This is a genomic window from Halobacillus sp. ABR2_026 (assembly GCF_056158545.1).
Map to the genome: position 1 here is coordinate 501,444 of NZ_JBSWTM010000001.1, position 17,990 is coordinate 519,433.

Annotated in this window: 16 protein-coding genes; 8 read left to right on the forward strand and 8 right to left on the reverse strand. The window is 44.4% G+C overall.

All coding sequences use genetic code 11. The features are described 5' to 3' along the window. Window positions 1-151: 151 nt before the first annotated feature. On the reverse strand, window positions 152-913 hold the full coding sequence (locus tag ACXADE_RS02695; protein ID WP_474978975.1) for a sporulation protein: 762 nt from the start codon (window positions 911-913) through the stop codon (window positions 152-154). Between the two features lie 190 nt (window positions 914-1,103). Here ACXADE_RS02695 and ACXADE_RS02700 point away from each other — a divergent pair, with 190 nt between their 5' ends. The 4 genes from ACXADE_RS02700 to ACXADE_RS02715 all read left to right on the forward strand — a co-directional run bounded on the left by ACXADE_RS02700 (window position 1,104) and on the right by ACXADE_RS02715 (window position 6,439). Then, a complete protein-coding gene (locus tag ACXADE_RS02700) occupies window positions 1,104-1,754 on the forward strand; it encodes an SDR family oxidoreductase (protein ID WP_474978976.1) in 651 nt (216 codons plus the stop codon). Window positions 1,755-1,942: 188 nt separating this feature from the next. Beyond that, window positions 1,943-3,562, forward strand: coding sequence for an FAD-dependent monooxygenase (locus ACXADE_RS02705; protein WP_474978977.1), 1,620 nt, complete (start codon window positions 1,943-1,945; stop codon window positions 3,560-3,562). Window positions 3,563-3,856: 294 nt separating this feature from the next. Then, on the forward strand, window positions 3,857-5,773 hold the full coding sequence (locus ACXADE_RS02710; RefSeq protein ID WP_474978978.1) for an LTA synthase family protein: 1,917 nt from the start codon (window positions 3,857-3,859) through the stop codon (window positions 5,771-5,773). 270 nt (window positions 5,774-6,043) lie between these two features. Continuing rightward, window positions 6,044-6,439, forward strand: coding sequence for a VOC family protein (locus ACXADE_RS02715; RefSeq protein ID WP_474978979.1), 396 nt, complete (start codon window positions 6,044-6,046; stop codon window positions 6,437-6,439). A gap of 52 nt (window positions 6,440-6,491) precedes the next feature. On the opposite strand, the gene ACXADE_RS02720 is transcribed toward ACXADE_RS02715, so the two are convergent. Beyond that, window positions 6,492-6,953 carry a GNAT family N-acetyltransferase gene (locus ACXADE_RS02720; RefSeq protein ID WP_474978980.1) on the reverse strand — a complete coding sequence of 154 codons (462 nt, stop codon included), beginning with the start codon at window positions 6,951-6,953 and terminating at the stop codon, window positions 6,492-6,494. 139 nt (window positions 6,954-7,092) lie between these two features. On the opposite strand from ACXADE_RS02720, the gene ACXADE_RS02725 reads away from it, so the two are divergent. The 3 genes from ACXADE_RS02725 (at window position 7,093) to ACXADE_RS02735 (ending at window position 9,977) form a co-directional block, all read left to right on the forward strand. Beyond that, a complete protein-coding gene (locus tag ACXADE_RS02725; protein ID WP_474978981.1) occupies window positions 7,093-7,443 on the forward strand; it encodes a hypothetical protein in 351 nt (116 codons plus the stop codon). Window positions 7,444-7,601: 158 nt separating this feature from the next. Continuing rightward, on the forward strand, window positions 7,602-8,933 hold the full coding sequence (locus ACXADE_RS02730) for a copper amine oxidase (RefSeq protein ID WP_474978983.1): 1,332 nt from the start codon (window positions 7,602-7,604) through the stop codon (window positions 8,931-8,933). A gap of 60 nt (window positions 8,934-8,993) precedes the next feature. Continuing rightward, window positions 8,994-9,977 carry a class F sortase gene (locus tag ACXADE_RS02735; protein ID WP_474978984.1) on the forward strand — a complete coding sequence of 328 codons (984 nt, stop codon included), beginning with the start codon at window positions 8,994-8,996 and terminating at the stop codon, window positions 9,975-9,977. Between the two features lie 59 nt (window positions 9,978-10,036). Here ACXADE_RS02735 and ACXADE_RS02740 read toward each other — a convergent pair whose 3' ends face one another. The 6 genes from ACXADE_RS02740 to ACXADE_RS02765 form a co-directional block, all read right to left on the reverse strand. Further along, complete coding sequence (locus ACXADE_RS02740) at window positions 10,037-10,795, reverse strand: DUF1129 family protein (RefSeq protein ID WP_474978985.1); 759 nt, start codon at window positions 10,793-10,795, stop codon at window positions 10,037-10,039. Continuing rightward, window positions 10,788-11,120: a PadR family transcriptional regulator gene (locus tag ACXADE_RS02745; RefSeq protein WP_474978986.1), complete on the reverse strand. Its 333-nt coding sequence runs from the start codon at window positions 11,118-11,120 to the stop codon at window positions 10,788-10,790. The genes ACXADE_RS02740 and ACXADE_RS02745 overlap by 8 nt, the downstream gene beginning before the upstream one ends. A 1,193-nt stretch (window positions 11,121-12,313) precedes the next feature. Then, window positions 12,314-13,249, reverse strand: coding sequence for a metal ABC transporter substrate-binding protein (locus ACXADE_RS02750; RefSeq protein WP_474978987.1), 936 nt, complete (start codon window positions 13,247-13,249; stop codon window positions 12,314-12,316). 36 nt (window positions 13,250-13,285) lie between these two features. Next, window positions 13,286-14,143, reverse strand: a complete 858-nt coding sequence (locus ACXADE_RS02755) for a metal ABC transporter permease (RefSeq protein ID WP_474978988.1) — start codon at window positions 14,141-14,143, stop codon at window positions 13,286-13,288. 3 nt (window positions 14,144-14,146) lie between these two features. Beyond that, entirely contained in the window at window positions 14,147-14,887 is a 741-nt protein-coding gene (locus ACXADE_RS02760) for a metal ABC transporter ATP-binding protein (RefSeq protein WP_474978989.1), read from the reverse strand. Window positions 14,888-15,206: 319 nt separating this feature from the next. Beyond that, window positions 15,207-15,773, reverse strand: coding sequence for a TetR/AcrR family transcriptional regulator (locus ACXADE_RS02765; RefSeq protein ID WP_474978990.1), 567 nt, complete (start codon window positions 15,771-15,773; stop codon window positions 15,207-15,209). A gap of 272 nt (window positions 15,774-16,045) precedes the next feature. Here ACXADE_RS02765 and ACXADE_RS02770 point away from each other — a divergent pair, with 272 nt between their 5' ends. After that, a complete protein-coding gene (locus ACXADE_RS02770) occupies window positions 16,046-17,989 on the forward strand; it encodes an efflux RND transporter permease subunit (RefSeq protein WP_474982182.1) in 1,944 nt (647 codons plus the stop codon). Window position 17,990: the final 1 nt, after the last annotated feature.

Sequence of the window (17,990 nt, forward strand, 5' to 3'; positions counted from 1 at the left end):
ATTATAATCCAACAAGATTCAATGGTTGGATCATGAAAGTAGATCATCTAAAGGTTGCGACACTTGGAAATAAATTCTCTTTTACCACCCTATCATTCATGGTCACTTCGATCCGTTGATGCAAATATCAACACTGAACTTTAATAGAGCCTTATTTTTTATATTGGTCGATGGTGTGCTGAAGCTTTTGGGCGACATTTTCTAATGGACCGTTCAATTCCTGGTCACTGAAAGTGATTTGCGCTCGGCTTTCGTCCATTTCTAATGCTTCTGCGAACAACCCACCGAGCCCGCGCGCGCGACGGTCGACTTCAAGCATAAGATCAAGGGAGCCTTCACGTAAGAAGAAGACCGCTTCCAGTTCATCTAAGTATGACCGGTAATCTCCACCTGGCGTGAATTCGAATTCCTGAACATAACCATAATGCTTGGAGTACTCCATTTCCACTTTGCGTAAATGAAAGTGAAGATGGCTTTCCAAAGCTTCTAATACGGTGTGGATGTAAGGGTGCGGCGCGATTTTGACTGGGTCGCGATCCTCAGGATCAAGAGCCATTGGGATATCGAGACCTGTCTCAAACCAAATCGGAAGTCTTCCGTGAGAGGCTGGGATGTTATAAGGAAGCTGGATGGAGAAAGGAATCTCTTTGGTTTCTCCTTCGCTGATCGTCTCCTGTTGGGCGATCGGGTATTTCTGAAGGGCCACTTTTTCTCTCACTTTCTTATCATCCACTTCACGGATGGCTTCTGTCATTAGGAAGATATGGATAGAGTCGATGGATTGATCAACCTCTCCCCCTTGAATGACCACCTTGCCATGGACGGTCTCTCCCGGAATGAATTGGTCCTTTTCCAATTGGGTATCGACTTTCGCAGCGCCCACACCTACACTTGCTAGTAACTTTTTGAACATGTGAACTCCTCCTTTTCCTACATATACGGGTGACCGGGAGGAAAGGGTTCAAAAATCTGGAGAGGTCTTCTTAAGAGATTGTACTGCTTTCGATCAACCGATCCGTCGGTTTTGTTTTAGTGGATTAGGGTAACATTTAGGGTAGAACATAAAATGAATCAATGGAATGGATAGAGAAAGGATGAATCACATGAAAGTGCTCGTTGTCGGTGCCAATGGTCAAGTAGGTAAACACCTCGTCAAGTTCATTCAAGAGGCGGATGGTATGGAAGCGAAGGCGATGATTCGTAAGGAAGAGCAGGCTTCCTACTTCAAAGATCTCGGAGCCGATACAGCGGTGGTCGATCTCGAGGATGACCCCGAAAAGATCGCGGCAGCTTTTGACGGAGTGGATGCCGTAGTTTTCACAGCAGGTTCCGGACCGAATACGGGTCCTGATAAGACGATGTTGATCGATTTGGATGCAGCCGTGAAAACGATTGAGGCTGCGAAGCAGAAAGGCGTGCACCGTTACGTCATGATCAGTTCATTTGATACGACTCGTGAAGCCATTCAGGGAGCCCCTTCTTCCTTCGCTCCGTACGTCGCTGCAAAACATTACGCAGATGACTGGCTGCGGAGAACGGACTTGAACTATACAATCATTCATCCAGGATTGCTGACAAACGACGGTGGAACCGGACAAGTCGAAGCAGCGGAGACTGTGGAGAGAGGCGAGATCTCACGGGAAGATGTCGCGCGCGTGATTTTAGCTACCTTGCAGGATGATTCTACGATCGGGAAGGAATTCCAAGTTGTCGGTGGATCATCATCGGTGAAAGATGCCGTCGGGTCTTTGTAAAACTAAAACGTGAGAACAAGCAGCCTGCTGATCAGCAGGCTGCTTTTTTTGCCGGTTTCGTTTGTAAAGAGGGAGAGGGCGGATGTGGTACACGATGGTTGAAGAGGAGGGAGAAGGGTAAAAGGTAATTAGGGTATATCGGTCCAGGAGATTCACTTCCTGAACATTGATCAAAAGGAGTGTGTGTCATGACGTCCGTAATCGAAACAGATGTATTGATCATAGGGGCAGGTCCCGCCGGCTTGATGGCTGCTAATGAGTTGAAAAAAAGGGACATGGACTTTATCTGCTTAGAGAAGCGTTCCGGTCCTTCCGAATTATCAAAGGCACTGGGGATTCAGGCGCGGACGCTCGAAATGTTCGAGCTGCTGGGGATTCACGAAGAATTTTTAAAAAAGGGTTACCCTGGTCCCGGATCCAAGCTTCACCTGGGTGGTGAAAATCCTTCTGTCGTCGACCTTTATCATATTGAAAGTCAATATCCCTATTTATTGATCATTCCTCAGAGTGAAACGGAACAGATTCTTGAAGAAAACCTTATATCCTCAGGAGGCGGCGTGAGCAGGGAACATGAAGTCGTAGAAGTGATGGAGGCGAGAGGAGGGGTATATGTTACAGCCAAGCATGACGGGGGACTGAAGAGGTATTTTGCGAAATATCTTCTAGCCTGTGATGGCGCTCACAGTAAGGTTCGGAGAGATTTGAATGTCCCTTTTGATGGAGAGGACGAGGGGTATACGTTTTTCCTTGGGGACGTCGATGTTCCTTCCTTAAAAGAACTTTATATTAACATGCACTTAAATGACCGCGGGGCGGTCGCATTCTTTCCTTATAAAGACGGCAGTTACCGGGTTGTAGGCATGGACCGTGCCAAGCAGGGCCAGCCTCATCAGGATGAACTGACTATGGAAGATCTGCAGGAAAGCTTGGACACTATTTTGACAGATTCCTATCAAGTGAAAAATCCTAAATGGCTGTCTTATTTCGGCACGGCTCATCGGCAGGTCCCCAACTACAGAAGAGGTCCTGTGTTTTTTGTCGGGGATGCGGCTCATATCCATAATCCGATCGGTGGACAGGGGATGAATCTGGGTTTACAGGATGCCTCAAACATCGTCTGGAAACTCGATGCCGTCCTTAAAGGATACGCAGAAGAGTCTTTTTTGGAGAGTTATCATGACGAACGGGCGCCTAACGGGTTGGATGTATTGAAAGAGACATCCCGCATGCTGAAAATCATAGATCTGCAAGGAGTTCAGGGGAAAGTGCGAAACTGGACAGGGAAAGCAGCTCTTACCCAGAACTGGGTTCAGAAGAAAATCGCGAACCACCTTTCTAATATTTACAATGAATATGAAGACACCGCCAAAAACAAAGAGCTGCAGGACGCTTCTCTTCCTAAAGGTTCGATCCTTTCTGGGGAGCGGGTTCCCGATCATTTGCTTTTCTTCGATGGTTCCAACGATAAAAGTGTGTATCCGTTGATTCGAAGGTATGGTTATGTCTGCTTCATTTATATAGACGCGCAGGATGAAGCCTTGATCGACAGGGCTTATGCATTTTCCCGGAAGGTTAACGAGACTTATCCAGACCTGATTAAAGTTTTCCTCGTCGCCAAGGGAGGAACGGTGAAAACCGAAGAGAAGGAGCTTTCCATCATCTATGATGTGCATAGGCATCTCGGCAAAAAGCTCGGGATGAAGAAGGGACATACGCTTCTATTACGTCCGGATGGCCATGTGGCTTATCATGATTCAACATTTGAGGTAGAGAAGGTTCTTGAGAAATTGAAACTCTTCTTTAAATGACCCTTCGCTGTTGTTATTATATTTAAAAAATCAGATTCGAAGATATAGGCATATAAAATCCCACTCGCTGCCGGCACACCATGAAGTGGGATTTTTTGTCTGCTCTTTAACGTCTATGTAACAGTTATGTCATCTCTTTAAATACGTTTAACAGTTTTATGATAATGGAATATAATCAGCATTCGTATGTTATGATGAGTTTCGTCGTCAATAACAACCAAAACAACGAATGAATGTATAAGAAATGTGAAGCTGAAAAGATGAGTGAAGAGTTAATTCAACGGAGGTTTTATCATGTTTTCCAAGTTAAAAACGAAAATGAAAGACCCCGCGTTTAAGAAGAAATGTATGATTTATGCTGCTGTGATGGCCATCTTCTGGTTGAAGATGTATATCATCCAGGGTGGTATATTCACGCTTGATATTGAAAACGCCAATGAAGCGGCGATTTTAGCGTTCAACCCATTAAGCAGTATTTTCCTCTTATTCGGTGTGGGGATTATGCTGGCAGGTCGTAAAGGGATGCTTGCCACCTATATAATTGGATCCCTTCTATTGTACGTGAACGTTCTGTTTTACAGGGAATATAGTGACTTCCTGACGATTCCGATGTTAGGTCAAGCGGCGAACCTGGCTGGTATGGGTGGAAGTATCACAAAAATCCTATCGGTGACGGATATCTTCTTGTTCGTCGATGTTTTCATTGCTGCGTTCCTGCTTTTCTATTTAAAACCAGAGCGTTTCCAAAGCTTTATGCCGAAACGAAAAGAAGGCTTGATTTTGGCAGTCATCGCCATTCCCCTATTCCTTGTAAACTTGGGGTGGGCGACCACTGAACGCACAGAGCTGCTGGAAAGAGCATTCGACCGCAACATGCTTGTGAAGTATATCGGAGTCTTGAACTTCCATGCGTATGATATTGTCCTTCAAGGTCAGACTGAAGCGAAGAAGACGTTTGCCGACAGTAACGAACTGTCTCCTGTCCTGAACTATATCAATGAACAGAAAACCGAACCGAATGAGGACATGACAGGCGTAGCGGAAGGTAAGAACGTCATTGCCATCTCTCTTGAAAGTACGCAGACCTTTGTCGTAGGTAACTCGGTAAATGGAAAAGAACTGACACCATACTTCAACGATTTGAAAGAAGAAGGGGCCTACTTCAGTAACTTCTACCACCAAGTGAAACAGGGGCGTACGTCCGATTCTGAGTTTCTATTGGACAACTCATTGTATGGATTGAATCGTGGGGCCGCGTTCTTTACCCACTCAGGAAATGAATATCAAGCGACCCCGGAAGTGCTTGGGGAAGAAGGTTACTTCTCTTCAACGATGCACGCCAATGATGAAACATTCTGGAACCGTAATGTCATGTATGATTCTCTTGGTTATGATGAGTATTACTCCAAGAAAGATTACGAAGTGACAGAAGAGAAGTCCTATGGCTGGGGTTACCTTGATGAGTATTTCTTCAGTGATTCGATCGATAAAATGGAGCAGATGGAACAGCCATTCTACAACAAGATGATTACGCTGACGAACCATCACCCGTTTACACTGCCTGAAGATAAGAAATTCATTGAAGAAGGAAATACGTCCAGTGAAACATTGAACCGTTACTTCCAGACGATCCGCTACCAGGATGAAGCATTGAAACAGTTTGTGGAGAAATTCAAAAAGTCCGATCTATATGATGATACGATCCTTGTCATTTACGGGGACCACTTCGGAATTTCAGAAAACCACCAGCAGGCGATGGGAGAGTATCTCGATAAAGAAATCAACGATTATGAACAGTTCCAACTGCAGCGAGTGCCACTTCTCATCCTTGGTGAAGGCATTGAATCTCAAGAAAACGATACGGTCGGCGGCCAGGTGGACTTGCGTCCGACATTGATGAACCTTCTCGGCGTCGATGATCCAAACCCTGTCCAGTTCGGTCAGGACCTCTTCAGTGAAGACCGCCGTGAAATGATGATTACAAGAGATGGAAACTTTGCTAATGAAGAGTACGTGGGTGTGAACGGAAACTGTTACGACCGTGAAACAGGAGAACCCGTTGAAGGAGAATCCTGCACGCCAGGATTCAAACAGGCCGAAGAAGAACTTGCCTTATCCGATTCTGTCGTCTACGGCGACCTCCTGCGTTACCTTGATGAAATTGAAATGATTGAAGAAAAAGACCAAAACGCATCCAAAGATGATCAATAAATAACAAGCATGCAGAGATTCAATCTCTGCATGCTTGTTTATATTTAGCTCTGTTTATGTTTGTTGTTGATCATGAATATACATAAAGAGCTTTCCGTCCTTTACCTAGTACGAATTTCGAAATATCGACACTCATCCGTAACCCCTGCTCGATCCCGGGGAAGCGAAACTTAGCTTTCTCTCCATAAACAAGCAGGACTAGGAGTTTCTTGAGAGAAATAGTAAGGGTAGATGGTTTTAACCAAAATCCTTAAAAAGCAGGTGGATCAGATGGGAAGGGTTGTACATTTTGAAATCCATGTGGATGACATGGAGAGAGCCAAGAAGTTCTATGGAGACGTTTTTGGGTGGAAGTTCGAAGACTGGAGTGATTATGCAGGCATGCCATACTATGGTGCTGTCACAGGAAGCGAAGACGATATGGGGATCAACGGGGCTTTAGTTGAGCGCAAGGGTGCTCCACCAGAATTGAAGCAGGCCTTAAACGCTTATGCCTGTACCATAGGAGTCGGCGATTACGATGCGACCGAGGCTGCAATATTGGAACATGGCGGCACTATAGCATTACCGAAATATGCACTGCCGGGGATGGCATGGCAGGGATATTATCATGATACGGAAGGCAATATCTTCGGAGTCCACCAACCTGATGAAAATGCCGGCTGACCAAAAAAGAACCCTCTCATGAGGGTTCTTTTCTATGTAGATTCGCTTTTTATCATTCCAGTTCTTTTTCCATAACGATGTTCGTGGGCTGATAGCCTAGATTCTCATATAAACGTCTGGCAATCTTGTTATGAGCGAAAACGTGGAGGCCGATCTTTTGAACACCGATTTTCTGTCCTTCCTTTTCTGCAAGGATCATCGTTTCTTTCCCGTAAGCTCTTCCCTGATGGTCATCTGAAATACGTATATCATAAATAAACGCTTTATCCTTGGTTTGTTTGCAAATCCATAAACTTCCGACCTTTTCATCATGATCATTCAAAACGGTGTAGAGATAGTGATCGGTCGTGTTTCTACCATCGGGAAGCAGATCTTGATAGGAAGCTCTCGCGTTCTCCAAAGCTTCTTCTTCGTCCCAATTTCCTGCGGCGACCTTTTCTTTCGCGTAGTTGGTGATGGAAAATTGCTGATAGGCTTCAAATTCATCTTCGGACATCTTCTGTAGATTAATCATCCTATTCCTCCTGTTTCGTATTGCTATCTATACGCATGAAAACGCATTAGGTTTCATAGGGACACAGGCAGGGGTAGGGTATACTGTTTTATGTAAGAAATCCATATCCATGGATAGCAATAATGGGAGGTTATATAACGTGGAACTAGTCGATGTTTACCGTGTCAAAACTTATGTCATACCGGAACATGTGGATGCTGTAGCTGGTGGCATATTAGCGATCGATGAACTGAATGTAGGAAATTATAAAAACGTCATGTGGAAATCACAGGCGGGTATGGAACAGTTCGTTCCAGGGGAAAATGCAGTGCCGGCGGAAGGGGAATCCGGTGAGAAAATGAAAGTTTCTTCGATCCGTCTTGAATTTTCCATCCCCAGGGATGAAGCGCTGCTCCAACGTGTGATTGTAGAGGGAATTTATCCTAATCACCCTTGGGATGAACCTGTTGTGCAAGTGTCAGCGGAACGGGAAGCAAGGAAACAGCTGTAAATCACCGCCGCTCAATTTTTTGATTGGTGATTATATTAAGATATCTAGCTGATCCAGGAGAAAAAATAAAAAAGTGCTAAACATAGTGATCCATCTTCCTCTTCTTTTCGTTAGCTTGTTGAATAAAAAATAACAGGTTACAAAGGAGAGAAGAAAAAATGAAGCATTTGAAAAAAGCATTCGTTTTAATGATGGCGCTCTTTTTACTTATCCCCTCTGTTGCTATGGCAGACAGTAGTCCAACAGTGAAGACACCAGCTGGAGATTTAAGGTCCAGTTTGGATCAGTTGCTCTCTGAACACTTTGTCCTTGCGACAACATACATGATGAAATCCTATGAAGATGCGCCTGATGCCGATCAGGTATGGGAGAAACTCGATCAAAACGCAAAGGATATGACCCCTGCGATCGCTTCTGTTTATGGTGAAGAAGCAGCAGCGAAATTCGAAGAAATTTTCCGTGGACATAATGATTATTCAGATGGCTTTGTAGAAGCTGCGAAGAATGATGATCCCGAAGCACGTCAGATGGCAGAGAAAGAAGTGGATGAATTCGTTCAGGAATTCGGCAGCTTCCTTTCCACGGCTACAGAAGGGAATCTTTCTGAAAATGCAGCTAAAGAAGCACTTGCTGCTCATGAACAAGATGTATTGAACGTGTTTGATCACTATGTAAATGAAGAATACAAAGAAGCCTATGCTGTGTATCGGGAAGGTTTCCACCGCATGTTCGATATCAGTAAAGCTCTTTCTTCAGCTATTACTACACAAATGCCAGATCAATTCGAACAGACGAAAGCAGATGCACCTGCAGCAGATCTTCGTTCCGATCTGAATGCTCTTGCTTCTGAACACTTCGCATTAGCTGTTCTGGAAATGCAAAAAGGGTTCAACCAAGCACCTGACTATGATTTTGTCACGTGGGCAGAAAACGAACATACACAAGATTTCAAGGCAGCCATCCAGTCGATTTATGGACAAGAAGGCGCCGGTCAATTTGAACAAGTATGGCAGCAGGATCATATCAACGCCCAATCCGATATCGTAACAGCTGCTCTTGAAGAGGATGAAGAAGCCAGAAAAATGGCTGAAGAAAGCCTGCACATGTTTGCTGAAGATTTCGGTGCTTTCCTAGGTACTGCTACGGAAGGTAACCTTCCAGCAGAAGCGGCAACAGAAGCGGTATGGATGCACGAAGAACAAGTGCTTAAAACATTTGATGCTTATGTAGAAGAAGATTATGATAGTGCTTATACTTCATTCCGTGAAGGGTACGGTTTCATGTTTGGAATTGGAGAAACCCTTGGTGATGCCATCGTGAAACAAATGCCGGATCAGTTTCAGCAGGAAATGATGCCGGAAGAGATGCCTGATACTGGATTTGGCGGTATGAGTGAACAGGGAGTTCCAGCATGGGTATGGGCAGCTTTCGGTGTATTGGCTGCAGCTTCTGCTCGTTTCCTTTATGTAAGAAAAGTGAATCAACAATAAAGAAGGCTGGGAGGGGAGGATCACCTTCCCTTCCTTTTATCCTATTGAGGTGAGGGTACTATGAAAATCGGATGGAGGTTCTACTTTACAGTCGTCGGGCTAGTTGCGGCACTCATGGTTACCTATGAAATGAATGTATGGACCTTGGGGGCTGAGACAGAAAAGAACCCTGAGATTGTAAGGGTCGAGAACGCTTCTCAGAGTTTGGAAGATCAAGAAGGTTCTTCAGATGATAAAAGAGAAATATTAGATGGCGAATTCACGGTATTGAATAAAGACAAGGACCTCAATGATCAAACGGTCGTCAAAAATGAAAAACAACCAGAAACAGGGATTGAACCTGTTCAGATTCAGATCTCTTCCATCGGGGTGGATGCATCGGTTGAGGATGTCGGGGTCCTGGATAATGGCCAGATGGGGGTTCCTGAGGACCCGCAGGCAGCTGGCTGGTTCGAACCGGGTACGCAGCCGGGAAATCGGGGGAATGCCGTCATTGCAGGGCACGTGGATAGTCGTACAGGACCTGCTGTCTTTTATGATTTGAAGAAGCTTAAAAAAGGGGACGAAATCAAAATCCTGAATGAAAAGGGCGAAGAAAAGGTTTATGTCGTGGAAAGGTTGGAAAGTTACCCGATGGACGATTCTCCGATTCAGCAGATTTTTGGCAGTACCGGGGAAAAACGCCTGAACCTGATTACGTGTACGGGTGAATTCGTAAGTGACCTCGGCGGGCATCAGGACCGTCTCGTCGTCTATTCCAAGTTAAAAGAACCGGAGATGGATCGAAAAGAGATCACACCTCCAGCTAATGTCCAGGTTCAAGGGACGTTTGTAACATGGCACGCGGTTCGTGAAGATTATGTAGCTGGATATAGAGTCTATAAAAGCAAGGACGGAGAAAACTTTGATAAGGTAGCCAGTATCTCTAAACATGAACGGAAAACATTCGTCGATTCAGAAGCTGGGGATCACCAGTATTATGTGACGACGGTAACTGCGGAGGGGCAGGAATCTTCTCCTTCAGAGATTGCTGGAAACCAATAAGTAAGAGAAAAGCTCCACACTTTTAAGAAGTGTGGAGCTTTTTGGTGGTTGTGAAAAGATCAAGGTGTGGCGTGTGATTCTTCATTGCGGATGATAAGCCAAAAGTAAAGAAACAATCCTCCGAAAATGAGAATGCTCTTTGTGACAAGTGCTGTTGATTCATTCAATGAAAGAACTTGAACCAGTAATTCGGGGATGACCATGATCAGAATCGTTCCAATCGCCATCCACGTTTTTGCCCATAACGAAATAATAATGAGAAAGACGGTGATGAACAAGAGGGCACATATATTTCCGACTGTATTGAATACGATGGTGGGAGAAGCGATGCTTTGATCAATCCATACGATTCCGATGAACAAAATCAATTGGAAAGACGCAAATATTGCGATCCATGTATTTTCCTTCTTTTTATCGTATTGATATCTCGCTAAATGACGGAAGAGGGCCGTAAGTGCAAAAAGATAGACAACCACCAGGGACGGATAGCCGATCATTTGGGTCACAGACACCTCTGCGCCTCCGTTGACGATATCCACTAACAGAAGGTAGGACAAGGTTCCGAAAAGAAGTACGCTGAAAATCCCGAGTAAGGATCTGAAATCAAAAGGCATTTCTTTGGATACTTGTTCGAAATACTCTCTTGGGGACTGCCCGACGATATCTTCCACATCTTTTCCTTCTTTTTCAGCTTGAGTTAAATGATCTCTGAGTTCATCGACCACTTCATTCGCTTCTGTTTCCTTTTTTCCACTTGAAATTAAATACAGATGTAAACTTTCTAAGAACCGCTCACTTTTTTTGGACAGATTATTCATCGAATTCCTCCTTCATCATATGATTGACACTGTTGGATACAGCTTTCCAGTTTCTTTTGAATACCAGCAATTCGCTGCGACCTTTTTCTGTGATCGAGTAATACTTTCGTTGAGGACCGCCGGAAGGGAGAGGTTTCCTGCATGTTTCCACCAGTCCCTGCTTTTTCATCCTGAGGAGGAGAGGGTAGATGCTCCCTTCCTTCACCATGGAGAATCCATACTGATCGAGCTTCTCCATCATTTCATATCCGTATGTTTCTCCCTTTGAAATGATGGAGAGGAGGCAGCCTTCCAATATGCCTTTTAGGATTTGGGTAGAGGACAAGGTTTCACCACTTTCGCTATCACTATATTGTATTGCAAGGTAAAGGGTGTAACTATATGGCAATACCGGATAGTACCACTATACCAATTTATTCCATAATCATCCATAAAATGATTGGGGTTTTTATAAAGCTTTACTAAAGGTCATATCCTGAGTTTTTAAGAAAGGCTCTGTTAAAGTTTAGTGTTGATATTACTGCAAAAAAGGAAATTCCATTTTTATATTTGGCTTAATCAACTAAAGCTCTCTTTTCTTAAGATTCGGTTTCGAGATGTTTGTGTGATTCTAGGGGCTCCGGGAAAAGGTTCGCTTTCCATGGGGCGGGCGGTGAGCCTCCTCAGGCTACGCCTTCCGGGGTCTCACCTGTCCCACACGTCTCATAGGAGTCTCACCGTTTCCCTCCGCCCCTTGACTTTATAAGTGTCTCGAAACCACTTTAAATAGGGTGAGCTTGAATGATTGAGGTTAGAACATCTGTATTCTGTATGGATTCGTAAGTTTCCAATTCTTCTCCCATAGGCGGGCAAATCGTGCGTAGTATCAAGCATTTGCGTATGCTAAACGTTCATGGGGTAGAGATTATATCATTCACTTCTCTTACCCATACAAGCTGATTTTTCAAGTAGTGGTTTCGAGACACTTATATGGCAAAGGGGCGGAAGGGAATGGCGAGACTCCTATCTTAAGTGTGCAGGCGCCTCGTACAGAAGCGAGGGAAGTCTCACTATCCGCTAGGCGCAGAAACCGGATATCTACGAGGAAGAGAGTGCTTGGTGAGACCCCGCAGGACGTAGTCCGAGGAGGCTCACCGCGCTCCCGCGGAAAGCGAGCGATTCCCCGTAGCCCCCATCCACTCAACAAAAGTCTCGAAACGGAGTCTTAAACAATCCTGCGCTTTAGTGAAAGGCTCCGTTTCGAAATCATAATCCAACAAGATTCAATGGCTGGATCGTGAAAGTAGATCATCTAAAGGTTTCGGTACTTGGAAATAAATCCCTTTTTACCGTCCTATCATTCATTGTCCTTTCCATCCGTTGATGCAAATATCAACACTGAACTTTAAAAGAGCCTTAAGAAAAAGAGGATGGTTTGAAACTTAAGTTGGAGATTGATCGTTGAATAAGTCAATAGAAAAAGAGGAACTTCATTTAAATGGGAAGTTCCTCTTTTTCTGGAAATAGATACAATGAACGTTATTTGCTTAATCCTTCTTTAATCGTGTTAATGTTTGATTCCATCATAGAGATGTACGTATCGCCTTTTTCCCCGGGTTCTGCCAGGGAGTCCGTGAACACGTCTCCCATAATGGGCACGCCGGTTTCTTCGGACACAGCTTCCATACTGCGTGCATCGATACTTGTTTCCAAGAACAATCCTGTAATTTGTTTATCATTAATAATATCTACAATTCTGGTGATCTGCGAAGGTGTTCCCTGGTTCTCCTGGTTGATTTCCCAAATGTATTCGGCTTGGAACCCATAGGCATCACTGAAATATTTGAACGCACCTTCACTTGTTACGAGGACACGTTCTTCCTCAGGGATTTCGTTGAACTGTTCCACCGCCTGCTCATGAAGCTCCTGGAGTTTAGCGATGTATTCTTTTGCGTTTTTCTCGTAAACTTCTTTGTTCTCTGGATCGACTTCAATCAAACCGTCTCTGGCATTTTCAGCGTATTTGATTCCATTACGGACATCCAGCCAAGCGTGAGGGTCTTCTTCACCTTCGTTTCCTTCTGAGGTAAGGTACATCGCTTCGACACCTTCACTCATTAGGAAAACGGGTGCCTCTTCCCCCTTTTTCCCTGCGGTTTCCATCAACTTATTGAACCAGGAGTTTCCGGCCTCAAGATTTAATCCATTATAGAAAACAGCATCGGCATCGGTAGCTTTTTTTACATCCTCCGGGAGCGGATCATACTCGTGAGGGTTAGATCCGATAGGGGCCAGGCTGTGGATATCGACCTGGTCACCACCCACGTTTTTGACGATGTCATAGACGATTGAATAGGTCGTCACCACTTGGATTTTTCCGTTATCTTCTGTACTGCCGTCTGCTTCATTCCCACATGCTGCGAGAAGCAGGGTGAAGAGCATGATACCAAATAGAATCAATTTTTTCTTAAACATGAATATTCCTCCTTATAAATTTATCCTTTAGTTTAGTTATACAAGTGATGCTTTCTTCTTTCTGGACTTTAACATGTTCCACATCCATCCATGTTTTGGAGAGAAGAGGAAAACCAGAACGAATATAGCTGTTGCTGCCATGACAATGGTGGCACCGGAAGCCAGGTTATACGTGAAGCTGAAATACAGCCCGATGACAGATGAAAGGATTCCAATACCGGAAGCAAGGAAAATCATCACCCATAAACGGTCCGTTAATAAATAAGCAGCCGCTGCCGGTGTGATCAGCATCGCGACGACGAGGACAATGCCGACCGTTTGCAGAGATGCGACAGTTCCCATTGTGAGCAGAGTCATCAGGAAATAGTGAATCAGTCTGACCGGGAGTCCGTAAGCAGCACCCATCGTTTCATCGAACGATGTGACCAGCAGCTCTTTGTAGAAAAGGTAGACGGCTGTAAGGATGATGATTCCGATTCCGAGGGTGATCCACATGTCGGAAGCTCTGACTGCAAGGACATTCCCGAACAGAATGTGATAAAGGTCTGTGCTGCTTTTTAACATCGTAATGATGATGATTCCAGCAGCAAATGCCGCGGTAAACATAATGCCGATTGATGTATCGTGTTTAATTCTGCTGTTTTGACTGACAAATCCGATGGCGATGGCTGTTAATACGCCACTGAACACGGCTCCGAAGAAGAAGTTGATGCCGAACAGATAAGAGAGGGCAACACCTGGTAAGACCGCATGGGAAATGGCATCTCCCATAAGAGCCATTCCTCTAAGAATGATGAAGCATCCGATGACCCCGCAGATGATTCCTACCATGATCGAGGTAAGCAGTGCTTTCTGTAAAAATCCATATTGCATGATCGCTTCAATAAAGGCCATGGTTTACACTCCTATCTCTTTCATGAACGCAAACTGTCCCTGATAGGCTTTTGCGATAATCTCTGTCTGGAATACATCTCGAACCGGTCCGAAGCCAATCAACTCTTTATTCAATAGAATTAATTGGTCAAAGTAATCGTTGGCTTTGCTCAAATCGTGATGCACAACGATGACCGTTTTTCCTTGGGCGCACAGCTCTTTCAATATCGTGACAATCGTTTCTTCGCTTGATACATCCACCCCTACAAAAGGTTCATCAAGGAAGAACAATTCTGCTTTTTGGGCAAGGGCTCTTGCTAGAAAGACACGCTGCTGCTGTCCACCTGATAATTCACCGATCTGTCTTTTGCTGAATCCGGCCATCCCGACACGTGCCAGGCATTGCATCGCCCAATCTCTATCTTCTTTCTTTGGTCGTCTGAACAATTTTAATTTAGGATATGTTCCAATTAAGACGGCATCAAGGACAGTGATCGGAAAATCCCAGTCGATATCATTCCGCTGAGGAACATAAGCAATTTTCTTCCGGACTTCTTTCAACGTCTTGCCGAGTATGGTGATATCCCCCTTATCACGTGGGATCAGGCCCAGGGCCGCTTTGATAAAGGTGGATTTTCCCGCCCCGTTGGGTCCGATAATTCCTACGAGGTTACCTTTCTCAACGGCCAGACTGACTTTTTTTACCGCTTCACTCCCATAATAAGAAACATGTAAATCTTCGATGGTTATAGCTGTATCTTTCATCATAATCCTCCTTTGCTAACATTAGATCGTGGCATGTTTTTGTCGTTTTATCATAAAAATTTGTCCTATTCATTTAATTTTCCTTTGCGCAACTTTTTAGGTAAAAAAATATTCCTTTTACTATATGGGCGGTTCAAGCGATTGTTGACTAAAAATTGAAGATTACTTAAAAAGTTTCCTTAGTGCAAAATATATAGATGAACACAATAAAAGTCAACCCTTTTGTTTAATGTTTTCTGAAAATAAAAAAGACCTCGGCATGGCCAAGGTCCGATGTATCCAGTGGAAGCTCATAGCTGAAGAAGGCTTTTTTTGGAAACTACTCCAAGTAGGAGAAACCATAATTGATGAAGTTATTAATCATGTAGGCCATTTCTTCTGGCGACTGGTCCATATCTTTTTCAATCCAGTCTTTAATAACATGGATCGCTCCGCTGATTACAAACGAGCTCAAATAGGCGGATTCTTTTTTGTCTGTGATTTGACTATCCATCAAATTGTTCATCATATAATTACGGGTCAGGTCCATCAGACGTTTTTCGAAAGTAGGGGCGCTTTCGTTGTTCAGTAAGGTCTGAAACATACGCCGGTTGTCGATGATATATTCTAAGATCTTCACGGTCAGCTGGATAGACTCATCTTCACGCTCATACTGGTAGCTACTTAAATAACGGTTCATATCTTCGGTGATTTCTTCTTCTATTTTTGTAAGCAGGTCATAGTGGTCGGAATAATGGGTGTAAAAAGTGGAGCGATTGATGTCGGCAAGTACACAAATTTCCTTCACCGTGATTTCAGAAATCCGCTTTTCTGCTAATAAGTGAATCAAACTATCTTTTAGAACTTTACGGGTGTATTTTTTTCTGCGATCGAGTTTCTCGCTCATCATCGAAGGCTCCTTTTGTTAAATTTTTATGACAAACCAACACTATGTAACATTGTGTTGGAAAACTGACGATATTTAAGAAACTGTTTGTTGAATATCCAACACAGTGTTAATAAAATATTAGAATGTATGAACGTTATTTGCAAGAGAGGTGAAGCCTTATCGGCTGGACGTCAAAGATTATAAAACATAAGAAAAGTATTGTTATCATTTTTACATTATTGACCATTCTTAGTACGGTGGCCCAGTTCGGCGTATCTGTCAATTACAATATGGTCGACTACCTTCCGGGGAATTCCCCATCTCTTCAGGCGGTTGATTTGATGGAAGAAGAGTTCGATGAACCTGTGGAAAATGCACGGGTGATGATCCGGGATGTATCTGTCACAGAGGCCCTTGCATATAAAAAAGATCTCGAAGCGGTTGAAGGGGTCGCTCATGTCATGTGGCTGGATGATGTCGTTGACTTGAAAGTGCCGCTTGAAATGGCGGAGTCCGATACGGTCGATACGTATTACCAAGAGGAGTCGGCTCTGTTTTCTGTCACGATTGAAGAAGGCTCCGAAGTGGAAGCGACCGATGCGATTTATGAATTGATCGGCGAAGATAACGCTATTGCTGGGGAAGCGGTCAACACGGCGACCTCCCAGAAGATGGCGGGGAGCGAGTCGATGTATGCCGGAGCGCTGTTAGTGCCGATCATTATCCTGATTTTGATTTTATCTACGACGTCGTGGATGGAACCGGTGTTTTTCCTGACGGCGATTGGCGTTTCTGTCCTGATCAATTTAGGGACGAATATTTTTATCGGGGAAGTATCGTTTGTTACACAGTCGGTCGCCCCGATTTTGCAATTGGCGGTTTCGCTTGATTATGCGATCTTTTTGCTGCATAGCTTTTCCGACTTCCGTAAGCAGGTATCGGATCCTAAAGAAGCTATGCAGCTTGCGATGAAGCGATCGTTTCCGGCGATTGTCGCCAGTGCATCCACGACATTCTTTGGTTTTACAGCCCTTACATTCATGGACTTCGGTATCGGTGCCGATTTAGGTCTGAACCTGTTGAAGGGTATTCTATTAAGTTTCATCAGTGTCATGGTGTTCCTGCCTGCCTTGACGTTGATGTTCTACCATTGGATCGACCGCACCCAGCACCGGCCATTTGTCCCGGATTTTAAAGGAGTAGGCAAACGAGTGATGAAGTTCCGCATTCCGAGCTTCATTTTCGTCCTTCTTATTATTGTTCCTGCTTTCCTCGCCCAAGGAGAAACATCGTTCATTTATGGAACCGGAGAGCATCCGGATAATACTCGAGCGGGTCATGACGTAGCAGCCATCCAGGAGGAATTCGGGAAAAACATGCCGATGGTACTGCTCGTACCAGAAGGGGACCGGGCTAAAGAAGAGGAGCTTGTCAGGGAGCTGGAGAATCTCCCGCATGTGTCCAGTGTGATTTCTTACGTCAATATGGTCAGTCCTGCCATTCCTCCTGCTTATTTGGATGAATCGGTGACCGAATCGTTTTACTCGGAAAACTATGCACGAATCACGATGTACACAGAAACGGATGCAGAAGGGGAAAAAGCTTTCGCTCTCATAGAGGAAATTCAGACAACTGCCGGCAGTTATTATGATGATACCCATCTGCTCGGTGAAAGTGTCACATTGTATGATATGAAAAACATCGTTCAGGACGACAACAAGCTTGTGAATATCCTGACGGTCGTGACCGTAGCGCTCGTGCTTCTGCTCACGTTCCGTTCCATTTCAATTCCTGTCGTTCTATTAGTAACGATTCAGACATCCGTGTGGATCAACTTATCATTCCCTTACTTTACGGACACCCCGCTCGTTTATGTCGGGTATTTATTGATCAGCACGATCCAGTTGGCGGCTACAGTTGATTATGCCATCTTATTTACGGAAAACTACAACTATTTGAGAAAAGAGATGACAGCACTCGAGGCGATCAAGAAGACAATTGATGATAAGATCTTCGCCATCTTCGTTTCAGCCGCTATTTTGTCGAGTGTCGGGTTCATTTTATGGATCACGTCATCTAATCCGATTGTATCGTCGATCGGATTATTGCTCGGGCGGGGAGCCCTGCTCGCCTTTCTCATGGTCGTCTTTGTCCTTCCAGCCATGCTTGTGCTGTTCGATGGGGTCATTAGAAAAACGACATGGAAAGCAAACTTCTATAAAGGGGAGAAATGAG

Excerpts from the sequence above, each read along its gene's own strand:
- ACXADE_RS02695 (WP_474978975.1), bottom strand. The coding sequence starts at position 913 with ATGTTCAAAAAGTTACTAGCAAGTGTAGGTGTGGGCGCTGCGAAAGTC.
- ACXADE_RS02700 (WP_474978976.1), top strand. The coding sequence starts at position 1,104 with ATGAAAGTGCTCGTTGTCGGTGCCAATGGTCAAGTAGGTAAACACCTC.
- ACXADE_RS02705 (WP_474978977.1), top strand. The coding sequence starts at position 1,943 with ATGACGTCCGTAATCGAAACAGATGTATTGATCATAGGGGCAGGTCCC.
- ACXADE_RS02710 (WP_474978978.1), top strand. The coding sequence starts at position 3,857 with ATGTTTTCCAAGTTAAAAACGAAAATGAAAGACCCCGCGTTTAAGAAG.
- ACXADE_RS02715 (WP_474978979.1), top strand. The coding sequence starts at position 6,044 with ATGGGAAGGGTTGTACATTTTGAAATCCATGTGGATGACATGGAGAGA.
- ACXADE_RS02720 (WP_474978980.1), bottom strand. The coding sequence starts at position 6,953 with ATGATTAATCTACAGAAGATGTCCGAAGATGAATTTGAAGCCTATCAG.
- ACXADE_RS02730 (WP_474978983.1), top strand. The coding sequence starts at position 7,602 with ATGAAGCATTTGAAAAAAGCATTCGTTTTAATGATGGCGCTCTTTTTA.
- ACXADE_RS02735 (WP_474978984.1), top strand. The coding sequence starts at position 8,994 with ATGAAAATCGGATGGAGGTTCTACTTTACAGTCGTCGGGCTAGTTGCG.
- ACXADE_RS02740 (WP_474978985.1), bottom strand. The coding sequence starts at position 10,795 with ATGAATAATCTGTCCAAAAAAAGTGAGCGGTTCTTAGAAAGTTTACAT.
- ACXADE_RS02750 (WP_474978987.1), bottom strand. The coding sequence starts at position 13,249 with ATGTTTAAGAAAAAATTGATTCTATTTGGTATCATGCTCTTCACCCTG.
- ACXADE_RS02755 (WP_474978988.1), bottom strand. The coding sequence starts at position 14,143 with ATGGCCTTTATTGAAGCGATCATGCAATATGGATTTTTACAGAAAGCA.
- ACXADE_RS02760 (WP_474978989.1), bottom strand. The coding sequence starts at position 14,887 with ATGAAAGATACAGCTATAACCATCGAAGATTTACATGTTTCTTATTAT.
- ACXADE_RS02765 (WP_474978990.1), bottom strand. The coding sequence starts at position 15,773 with ATGAGCGAGAAACTCGATCGCAGAAAAAAATACACCCGTAAAGTTCTA.
- ACXADE_RS02770 (WP_474982182.1), top strand. The coding sequence starts at position 16,046 with ATGGTCGACTACCTTCCGGGGAATTCCCCATCTCTTCAGGCGGTTGAT.